Consider the following 10,337-nt stretch of genomic DNA (forward strand, 5'->3'; position numbering starts at 1 on the left):
CCAAACACCCGAATTTACGCCTATGTTAAGTCGAGAATGGATCAATATAGTCTTACAATAAGAGAGTCAGCCATGTCCGAGAAAAAGCCCGTCCTGCGCTCCGCCAGCTGGTTTGGTACCGCCGATAAAAACGGCTTCATGTACCGCAGCTGGATGAAAAATCAGGGGATTGCCGATCATCAGTTCCACGGCAAACCGATCATCGGGATCTGCAATACCTGGTCGGAGCTGACGCCCTGCAACGCGCACTTCCGCCAGATTGCCGAGCATGTGAAACGCGGCGTGATCGAAGCCGGTGGCTTTCCGGTGGAATTTCCGGTGTTCTCCAACGGCGAATCGAACCTGCGCCCCACCGCGATGCTCACCCGTAACCTGGCCAGCATGGACGTGGAGGAAGCCATTCGCGGCAACCCCATCGACGGCGTGGTGCTGCTGACCGGCTGTGACAAGACCACCCCGGCGCTGCTGATGGGCGCCGCCAGTTGCGACGTGCCGGCGATCGTCGTCACCGGCGGGCCGATGCTCAACGGCAAGCACAAGGGCCAGGACATCGGCTCGGGCACCGTGGTGTGGCAGCTCAGCGAACAGGTCAAGGCGGGCACCATTACCCTCGACGATTTCCTCGCGGCCGAAGGCGGCATGTCCCGCTCGGCGGGCACCTGTAATACCATGGGCACCGCCTCGACCATGGCCTGCATGGCCGAAGCACTCGGCACTTCCCTGCCCCACAACGCGGCGATTCCGGCGGTGGATGCGCGGCGTTATGTACTGGCGCACATGTCCGGCATGCGTGCGGTAGAGATGGTGCGTGAAGACTTGAAGCTGTCGAAGATCCTGACCAAGGAGGCCTTCGAAAACGCGATCCGCGTCAACGCAGCCATTGGCGGCTCGACCAACGCGGTGATTCACCTGAAAGCCATCGCCGGACGCATCGGCGTCGAGCTCGACCTGGACGACTGGACCCGCATGGGCCGTGGCATGCCGACCATCGTCGACCTGCAGCCGTCCGGGCGCTTCCTGATGGAGGAGTTCTACTACGCTGGCGGCCTGCCGGCGGTGCTGCGCCGCCTCGGTGAGGCCAACCTGATCCCGCACCCGAATGCCTTGACCGTCAACGGCAAGTCCCTCGGCGAAAACACACGGGAAGCGCCGATCTACGGCCAGGACGAAGTGATCCGCACCCTCGACAACCCGATCCGCGCCGACGGCGGCATTTGTGTGCTGCGGGGCAACCTCGCGCCACTGGGTGCAGTCCTCAAGCCCTCGGCTGCCAGTCCCGAGCTGATGCAGCATCGCGGGCGTGCCGTGGTGTTCGAGAACTTCGACATGTACAAGGCACGGATCAACGACCCGGAACTGGACGTGGATGCCAACTCGATCCTGGTGATGAAAAACTGCGGGCCCAAGGGTTATCCGGGCATGGCGGAAGTCGGCAACATGGGCTTGCCGGCCAAACTGCTGGCCCAGGGCGTGACCGACATGGTGCGCATTTCCGATGCGCGCATGAGCGGCACGGCCTACGGCACCGTGGTGTTGCACGTGGCACCGGAAGCGGCGGCCGGCGGCCCGTTGGCCACGGTCAAGGAAGGCGACTGGATCGAACTCGATTGCGCCAATGGCCGCCTGCACCTGGACATCCCGGACGCCGAACTGGCGGCCCGCATGGCCGACCTTGCGCCGCCCGAGCAACTGATTGTCGGGGGTTACCGGCAGCTGTACATCGACCACGTATTACAGGCAGACCAGGGCTGCGACTTCGACTTCCTGGTGGGCTGCCGTGGCGCCGAAGTGCCGCGTCATTCCCACTAATTGGGACGGGAGCAATGCTATGATGCCGCGTATTTCGCCAGAGTAGCCTCCCTGTTATGGATCAGCAGCCGACCAAGCCGCGCAAGAGCATGCACGCCCAAATCGTTCAGGACTTGGGCATGCACATCGTTTCCGGGCGCTTCAAGCCGGAAGAACGGTTGCCCATGGAGGCCACCTTGTGCGAGGAGTACAAGGTCAGCCGCTCGGTATTGCGTGAGGCGACCCGGGTGCTGAGCGCCAAGGGCCTGGTGATTTCCAAGCCCAAGGTTGGCGCCGTGGTGCGCCCACGGGTGCAGTGGCACTTGCTGGACCCGGACGTACTGACCTGGCTGATGCAGTCGACACCCCACAGCGAGTTTTTCAACACCCTGGCCGGTGTGCGCCGGATCCTCGAGCCGGAAATCGCCGCGATGGCCGCGACCACCGCCACCGACGCCGACATCGCCACCATCGAAAAAGCCTACCTCGGCATGGAAACCGCCAATACCCACGAAACGTTGCTGCAGGCCGACCTGGACTTCCACCGGGCGATTGCCGATGCGACCCGCAACGACTTGCTGGCCTACATGTGCAATATGCTGTCGCTGCCACTTCGCGAGTCCATCAACATCACCAACCGTCGCCCCGACATCCAGGGCCTCAGCCTGCCCCGGCACAAAGCGATCCTCACCGCGATCAAGAACCGTGACGCCCTCGGCGCGCGGCATGCCTCCCTGGTGCAACTGGACGATACCCGGGTCGCGCTGGACACCGTGATGAACGTGCTGACGCCGCTGTAGCGCCAGGCAACCCACCGTCAAGTCGAGGCCGCCCTTGGATTACTTCGCTGCGTTAACCGCCTTTGTCGAAGCCGCCGAGGGCAATAACTTCTCCCGTGCCGCCGACCGGCTTGGCATCAAGGCTTCCACGGTTTCACGCTACGTGAAGGACCTTGAACAGGACCTCGGCATCGCCTTGTTCAACCGCTCTACCCGTACGCTGCACCTGACCGAGGGTGGCCAGACATTCCTGACGCACGCCCGCCGGGTGCTGGACGAGCTGGAACAAGCCAAGGCGGCCACCTCCGCGCTGAACGAACAACCACGGGGCGTGCTCAAGCTCAACCTGCCGCCCGCCTTTGCCCGCCACCATATCCTTCCCACCTTGAATGCCTTCCTGGCCCGCTACCCGCAGATCAAGCTGGAACTGGTGCTGGACGACAGCCACGTCAACCTGATTCATGCCGGCGCGGACCTGGCGATCCGCATTGGCACCCTGGCGGATTCCACGTTGAAGGCACGCAAGATCTGCGATGAGCGCTACCGGCTGGTGGCCAGCCCGGAGTTTTGCCGGGAGTATCCGGCGCCGGTCAACCCTGCCGACCTGGCTGCCATGCCGGCGATCCTGGGAGCGGCTGACAGTGCATTTGCCAACGGGCGTGAGGTGTCACCGCTGGTGCATAAAGACAGCATCCGGATCAACGACCTGGACGCACAATTGATCGCCGCACAACAGGGCCTGGGATTTGCCTTGCTGCCCGACTGGCTGGTAGCCAAACCCATTGAAACCGGCGAGTTGCTGGTGTGGTTGCCTGAGTGGGATATCCGCATCGCAGGCCGTGAATCGGCGGTTTGGTTCGTTTATCCACCCAAGCGCATCGTGTCTTCCAAAGTGCGGTGCTTCATCGACTTTATCGTCGAGCAACTGGGCGAAACACCGCACTGGAAACGTCTCAGCTGAAGCGGATATCCAGCGACCGCAGATAGGTTTGCAGCCCCGCATCCTGGATCGGAATCAGGAAGGCTTCCGTGTCGGACTCATTGAAGTGGGCATGCCAGTAACCTGGCGGGGTGACGAACGCCAGGCCCGGCGACCAGTCGACCCGCACCGGGTTGCGGATCTGCCCATCGGCGTCCAGTTCGGTGCCCACCAGCGAATAGCAGCCCTTGGGGCAATCAATGATGAAATCCAGCGCAATCGACTGGTGTCGGTGGGGCTTCTGAATCGACCCCGGCGGCAGGATGCCGTACATCGCCCACAGCACATGGGTCACGGTACGGGTCTGCGGGAAGTTGCGATTGCCCAGCAGGATGCTGATACGGCTACGGTCCTGGGCGCGGGGATCATCGGCCGCTTCCCGCAGTTTTGCGTTGGCCAGCTCCGCGGGATACAGCGTCGGCACGAAGCGATCGGCACTGCGGGTCACGCCCAGGTAACGCAACAGCGGCTCATCGTGGACGTAATACAGGCGCGCATCCTCTGATGCGCTGAACTGCGCTTGCTGCAGACCTGGCAGCGCAATGAAGCAGCCCTTGGTCCAGTCGATGCGGTGCGCGCCCTGAACCACACTGCCCTGCCCTGCGATGACATAAAACACCTGTGAGGTGGCGTTGGGGTGCAGTTCCAGCGTATCGCCGGCGTTCAGGCGAATGAAGTTCGCACACAGCCCCGGACCGGTGGCCGGACCTTCGCAACCCAAGGCATCGCTGAGGTCCAGCGGCACTACCCGAGAGGGCCCACTGTCGTACAGCGAGGCCGGGAAGCTGTGATAGGGAATGCGGGTGATCAGGTTGGCGCTGATGGGATTGGCGGCCTTGCTGTATTCAAAGTATTCGGCATCGAGCAGGTGCAGCGGTTGGGTATCGGCCACGTCAGGCTTGAATTCGCTATTCATTATGATCACCTCAATCTACGACTGGATTTCGCATGCCCCATGGGGCGCTGCGGCGGTGAAAGAACTATAGGCATTCAGCGGCGGTGGATTAATCCCTCATCTTGCACAGCAGTTGTGCGAAATGGGGCAGGCACAAGCCTCTCTTGGTGTACTGATAGTTTGATTCAGCCAACTATCAAAGTGCCACTTTATAAATAAGTTAAATATATATACATCAGCGCCCATAAAAAAACCGCCGCAGAGACTGCGGCGGCAAACCAAAGGATGTTGTCGAAGCAGAGCGGCTAAGACAGGGTTAAAACTACAGCAGCGTGCGCATATGCACAGTGAATTTTAATTAATCGAGTTTAACCGGTCGTCCACCTGCGCATGCAACTATTGGCAATTAAACTATCCACGAAAACAACAGGCTAGTTAAACAAACACGGTTGATCGTGGACTTTCGTTTTACCTTGCTGTTTCGCCGAAAAGGCCCGGGTTTGCCCCGGGCCTTTTTTTCGGGGACCATATCGGCCTTCTTTCTGATGTCACCCAAGGGAATCCCATGGCCAACCACGACCTCGCCTTCACCCCCGATCTCGACCCGGACTCCATCTCTTCCGACGTCATCGGCTTCAACGGCATCCTCGTCTCCACGCAAATCCCTACCCGCGCCGACGGCAGCCTGGAGCTTGGCGACATCACCCTGCAAAGCGAATGCACCCTGCAAGCCCTCAAGGTGGCCCTGGAACGTGCCGGCAGTTCGATTGACCGGGTCATGCACCTGACCATTTATCTGACCGACATGGCCGACCGCGCCGCGTTCAACGAAGTCTACAAACGTTACTTCGCCAAGCCTTGGCCGGTGCGTGCGGCGGTTGGCGTGGCAGCCCTGGCCGTGGAAGGCATGCGGGTTGAAGTCACGGCGATGGCGGCCAAGGCCTGAGTCAAACGCTCTATAAACCAACGATGATCAAATGTGGGAGCTGTCGAGCCCCAGCGAGGCTGCGATGGGATCGCCGCGGTGTCACTGATACACCGCGGTGTCTGCATCGCGGGCAAGCCCGGCTCCCACAGTTGAGTGCATTCCAGTTTGGGAGCACACGCAGGGCTTGATAGATGTCGAGAGCGCATTTCGCAGCTACAATGCCCGCCTCCGTGACAAGCCTGACTAAAAAAACTATGTCCTTGCCCAAGCATCACCTGGAATTGCTCAGCCCTGCGCGCGATGTTGCCATCGCCCGCGAGGCCATCCTGCATGGCGCCGACGCCGTGTACATCGGCGGCCCGAGTTTCGGCGCGCGCCATAACGCCTGCAACGACGTGAGCGATATCGCGCAGTTGGTGGAGTTCGCTCGGCGCTACCATGCGCGGGTGTTCACCACCATCAACACGATCCTGCACGACAACGAGCTTGAGCCGGCGCGCAAGCTGATCCACGAGCTTTACGATGCCGGCGTCGACGCGCTGATCGTCCAGGACCTGGGGGTGATGGAGCTGGATATCCCGCCCATCGAACTGCATGCCAGCACCCAGACCGACATCCGCACCCTGGGCCGGGCCAAGTTCCTCGACCAGGCCGGGTTCTCGCAACTGGTGTTGGCCCGTGAGCTGAACCTGCAAGAGATCCGGGCGATTGCCGATGAAACCGATGCCGCCATCGAGTTCTTCATCCACGGTGCCTTGTGCGTGGCCTTCTCCGGCCAGTGCAACATCTCCCACGCCCAGAATGGCCGCAGCGCCAACCGCGGCGATTGCTCCCAGGCCTGCCGCCTGCCCTACACCTTGAAAGATGACCAGGGCCGTGTGGTTGCCTTTGAAAAGCACCTGTTGTCGATGAAAGACAACAACCAGAGCGCCAACCTGCGCGCCCTGGTGGATGCCGGCGTGCGTTCGTTCAAGATCGAAGGCCGCTACAAGGACATGGGCTATGTGAAGAACATCACCGCCTATTACCGCCAGCGCCTGGACGAGATTCTTGAAGACCGCCCGGACCTGGCTCGCGCCTCCAGCGGCCGCACCGCGCATTTCTTCCTGCCGGACCCGGAAAAGACCTTCCACCGTGGCAGCACCGACTACTTCGTCACCGACCGCAAGGTCGACATCGGCGCCTTCGACACCCCAACCTTTACCGGCCTGCCGGTGGGTGTGGTGGAAAAAGCCGGCAAGCGTGACTTGCAAGTGGTCACCCATGAGCCGCTGTCCAATGGCGACGGTCTCAATGTGCTGATCAAGCGCGAAGTGGTGGGTTTCCGCGCCAACATCGCCGAGCCAAAAGGTGAGTTCGAAGAAGACGGCGAGAAGCGCTATCGCTACCGCGTCGAACCCAACGAGATGCCGGCCGGCCTGCATCAACTGCGGCCGAATCATCCGTTGAACCGCAACCTGGACCATAACTGGCAGCAGGCGCTGCTCAAGACTTCCGCCGAGCGCCGTATTGGTGTGTCCTGGGCGGCTCGCCTGCAGGAAGACCGCCTGGAACTGACCGTCACCAGCGAAGAAGGCATCAGCGCCAGCGTTGCCCTGCCCGGCCCGTTTGGCGTGGCCAACAAGCCGGAACAGGCCCTGGAAACCCTGCGTGACCTGCTGGGCCAACTGGGCACCACCCAGTACCACGCCACTGCGATCGAGCTGGATGCGCCGCAGGCGTTCTTCATCCCGAACTCGCAGCTCAAGGCCCTGCGCCGTGAAGTGATCGAGGCGCTGACCGAGGCGCGTATCCAGGCCCATCCACGGGGCGGCCGCAAGGCGGAAACCACGCCGCCGCCGGTGTATCCGGAATCGCACCTGTCGTTCCTGGCCAACGTCTACAACCAGAAGGCTCGCGACTTCTATCACCGCCATGGTGTGCAACTGATCGACGCGGCGTACGAAGCCCACGAAGAAACCGGCGAAGTGCCGGTGATGATCACCAAGCACTGCCTGCGGTTCTCGTTCAACCTCTGCCCCAAACAGGCCAAGGGTGTGACGGGGGTGAAGACCAAGGTTGCGCCGATGCAGTTGATCCACGGCGACGAAGTACTGACGCTGAAGTTCGACTGCAAGCCTTGCGAGATGCACGTGATCGGCAAGATCAAGGGCCACATCCTCGGCCTGCCGCAACCGGGCAGCGTGGTGGGTTATATCAGCCCGGATGACCTGCTCAAGACCATCCCGCGCGGCGCACATTGAGTCGCCGGTGAGCGTCATGCTACGGCGTGACGCTCATCACTGTTTTCGAACGCCACCACCAACCCCGCTGCAATCCCGCCGCCGCCAGCAGAATGGCCGCCACGCCCAGCCATTGCATCCAGCCCAGCCGATGCCCAAAGGCAATCCAGTCGACGAAGATTGCTGCGATCGGGTAGATAAACGACAGCGCGCCGGTGATTGCCGTCGGTAACTTCTGGATCGCGCCATACAGCAATACGTACATCAAGCCGGTATGCACCACGCCCAGCGTCAACAGTGCCGCCCAAGCATCCATCGATGCAGACAGGCTGTGCCACTGCATCAGCGGTGCCAGCAGCAAGGCACCCGTGCTCACCTGAATCAACGCCATCAAATGGGGCGGCACTTCCTTCAGGCGCTTGATGATCAGCGCCGCAATCGCATACAGAAACGCCGCGCCCAGGGCCAATGCCACACCCGCCAGGTAGTCATCCCCAGTGTTTTGCTGACTGCCATGAGCGGTGACAATCGCCAGCATCCCGACGAAAGCCACGCTCAACCAGGCAAGTTTTTGCAAGGTGATTTTCTCCCCCAGGAACACCGCCGCCAGCATCACCAACATAAACGGCTGGACGTTATACACCGCCGTGCTGATGGAGATGGATGCCCTGGCGTAGGACTCGAACAGCAGCAACCAATTACCCACGATCGCCACGCCGCTGAGCATCGCCAGCCCGAGTTTGCGGTAGTCCAGCAAGTCCAGGCGCAGATAGCCGAGCAGCCAGCACACCACCAGCAACGTCAGCGCGCCGATCACGCAGCGCCAGAACACCACTTCCACCACCGGCACTCCCGACACCAGCACGAACCAGCCGATGGTGCCGGATATGAGCATGGCGGCGACCATTTCCCATGAACCGCGACGTATGGATTTGTCCATGATTGAGCTCCTCAAGTGAGGCTCAATTATGGCAATCTGGCCTGTAGCGACTCCATATTCTAAATAAGGCGAACCTTTCATTTCGCCTATTCTTATTAGGCAAACCTGAGCAATCGCTTTCGGAGCGACCATGATTGACAGCATTGACCAGCAACTGATCGCCGCGCTGATGGACGATTCGCGCCTGTCCCTCAAGGCCTTGGCGGGTATCACCGGCCTGTCCTCCCCCAGCGTCGGCGAGCGGTTGCGACGGCTGGAAGAGCGTGGCGTGTTGAAGAACTACACCGTGGACATCGACCCCAAACATTTTGGCTATCTGCTGCAAGCCATCGTGCGCATCCGCCCACTGCCCGGGAAACTGCAGGAGGTGGAGCGCCAGATCCAGGCGATCTCCGAGTTCACCGAATGCGACAAAGTGACCGGCGATGACTGCTTCATCGCACGCCTACATGTGCGCACCATGGACCAACTGGACACCCTGCTTGACCGGCTCAACGCGTACGCCGAAACCAACACGGCCATCGTCAAGAAAACCCCGGTAAAGCGCCGGCTGCCACCGCTGGGTGATTCGTGATTCTGAGTCACTGATGCAGTGACGGGATCGCTATTCTGTCAATCCAGGGCGGTGTTTATGCTTGATCCACACATTGGAACAACAGGCGTAAACACCATGTATGTCATCACCGGAATCACAGGCAAAGTCGGCGGCGCCCTCGCGCGCTTTCTGCTCAACGATCGTCAACCCGTGCGCGCAGTCATTCGCGATGCCAGCAAAGGCGCCGTATGGGCCGCCCTTGGTTGCGAGGTCGCCATCGCCAATATGGACGACGCTGCGGCCCTCACTGAAGCATTCAAGGGTGCCACCGGCGTGTTCATCCTGCCGCCTTCGGATTTCGACCCGGAGCCGGGTTTTCCCGAGGCGCGCAAGGTGATTGCCGCCGTCGCCCAGGCCATTGAAGCTGCGGCCCCGCAGAAAGTTGTTTGCCTGTCGACCATTGGCGCCCAGGCCGAACACCTGAACCTGCTGACCCAACGCACCTTGATGGAACAAGCGCTGAGCGCGTTGAACGTGCCGGTGACCTTTTTGCGTCCGGGCTGGTTCATGGAGAACTCGGCCTATGACGTGCTGGCCGCCCGCGAGCACGGGGTGATCAACAGCTTCCTGCAACCGCTGGATAAAGCCGTGCCGATGATCGCTACTGCCGACGTCGGCCGCCTTGCCGCGCAATTGTTACAGCAGCACTGGAGTGGGCGTCGGGTAGTTGAGCTGGAAGGCCAATGGGTCAGCCCGAACGACATCGCTCGCACGTTGACCGAAGTGCTTGGTCGTGGGGTGACAGCACAGGTGGTGCCTCGCGATGCGTGGGAGCCGATGTTTCGTGAGCAAGGCGCGCAGAATCCAATGCCGCGCATGCGCATGATTGATGGGTTTAACGAAGGTTGGATCTGCTTTGAGCAGGCGGACGTGGTTAAGGGTGAGACCACATTGCTCAAGGTGCTGCGGGAGTTGGCTGCAAAAACCTGATGCCATGGCCTGCAAGCCAGCTCAGTGATTGGGTACATATCCGTTATTTGGGTAACGGCGGCGTATGGTTTCGCTCTTACAGCGAGTCACTTTGCAAAAGCGGCAAAGTCCACCAAACGGCATTGCTCCGCGGGCCGCCGCTCCGCAATACCTGCGTTCGGCCTCGGGCTTATTGGGGCAGTCAGATCAAAATCAAAAGCAAGAGCACAGCGGCCTCCCGGTGGGCTTGAGTGTTAAAAGCAAAGACCAGAGCGAAAACAGATCTGCTTTTCTGTGGGAGC

The 10,337-nt window shown here is 60.9% G+C and carries 9 protein-coding genes; 7 read left to right on the forward strand and 2 right to left on the reverse strand.

Features of this window, described 5'->3' with window-relative positions; genetic code table 11:
- Nucleotides 1–72: 72 nt before the first annotated feature.
- From HX811_RS17165 to HX811_RS17175, 3 genes are read left to right on the forward strand one after another with little or no spacing between them, the layout of a single operon-like run.
- Nucleotides 73–1,809 carry an IlvD/Edd family dehydratase gene (locus tag HX811_RS17165; RefSeq protein ID WP_177009543.1) on the forward strand — a complete coding sequence of 579 codons (1,737 nt, stop codon included), beginning with the start codon at nt 73–75 and terminating at the stop codon, nt 1,807–1,809.
- 56 nt (nt 1,810–1,865) lie between these two features.
- On the forward strand, nt 1,866–2,588 hold the full coding sequence (locus HX811_RS17170) for a FadR/GntR family transcriptional regulator (protein WP_003217775.1): 723 nt from the start codon (nt 1,866–1,868) through the stop codon (nt 2,586–2,588).
- Between the two features lie 34 nt (nt 2,589–2,622).
- Nucleotides 2,623–3,528, forward strand: a complete 906-nt coding sequence (locus HX811_RS17175) for a LysR family transcriptional regulator (RefSeq protein WP_177046672.1) — start codon at nt 2,623–2,625, stop codon at nt 3,526–3,528.
- Here HX811_RS17175 and HX811_RS17180 read toward each other — a convergent pair.
- Nucleotides 3,521–4,462 (reverse strand): cupin, encoded by a 942-nt coding sequence (locus tag HX811_RS17180; protein WP_177046674.1) that lies wholly within the window; start codon nt 4,460–4,462, stop codon nt 3,521–3,523. The two genes, HX811_RS17175 and HX811_RS17180, sit on opposite strands and share 8 nt — an antisense overlap.
- Before the next feature lie 544 nt (nt 4,463–5,006).
- On the opposite strand from HX811_RS17180, the gene HX811_RS17185 reads away from it, so the two are divergent.
- Nucleotides 5,007–5,387: a RidA family protein gene (locus tag HX811_RS17185; protein ID WP_010170818.1), complete on the forward strand. Its 381-nt coding sequence runs from the start codon at nt 5,007–5,009 to the stop codon at nt 5,385–5,387.
- Nucleotides 5,388–5,623: 236 nt separating this feature from the next.
- Nucleotides 5,624–7,612, forward strand: a complete 1,989-nt coding sequence (locus HX811_RS17190; RefSeq protein WP_003217801.1) for a U32 family peptidase — start codon at nt 5,624–5,626, stop codon at nt 7,610–7,612.
- A 19-nt stretch (nt 7,613–7,631) separates the two neighbouring features.
- Here the strand turns inward: HX811_RS17190 and HX811_RS17195 are convergent, their stop codons facing one another.
- Complete coding sequence (locus HX811_RS17195) at nt 7,632–8,531, reverse strand: DMT family transporter (RefSeq protein ID WP_177046676.1); 900 nt, start codon at nt 8,529–8,531, stop codon at nt 7,632–7,634.
- A gap of 130 nt (nt 8,532–8,661) precedes the next feature.
- Here HX811_RS17195 and HX811_RS17200 point away from each other — a divergent pair, with 130 nt between their 5' ends.
- Together HX811_RS17200 and HX811_RS17205 are read left to right on the forward strand one after the other, a co-directional pair.
- On the forward strand, nt 8,662–9,105 hold the full coding sequence (locus tag HX811_RS17200) for an Lrp/AsnC family transcriptional regulator (protein WP_177046677.1): 444 nt from the start codon (nt 8,662–8,664) through the stop codon (nt 9,103–9,105).
- A 96-nt stretch (nt 9,106–9,201) separates the two neighbouring features.
- The gene (locus HX811_RS17205; RefSeq protein ID WP_177046678.1) at nt 9,202–10,056 is read left to right on the forward strand and encodes an NmrA family NAD(P)-binding protein; all 855 of its coding nucleotides are present in this window, start codon (nt 9,202–9,204) and stop codon (nt 10,054–10,056) included.
- Nucleotides 10,057–10,337: the final 281 nt, after the last annotated feature.

Source organism: Pseudomonas sp. F8002 (assembly GCF_013385495.1).
In the GTDB taxonomy this organism is placed as follows: domain Bacteria; phylum Pseudomonadota; class Gammaproteobacteria; order Pseudomonadales; family Pseudomonadaceae; genus Aquipseudomonas.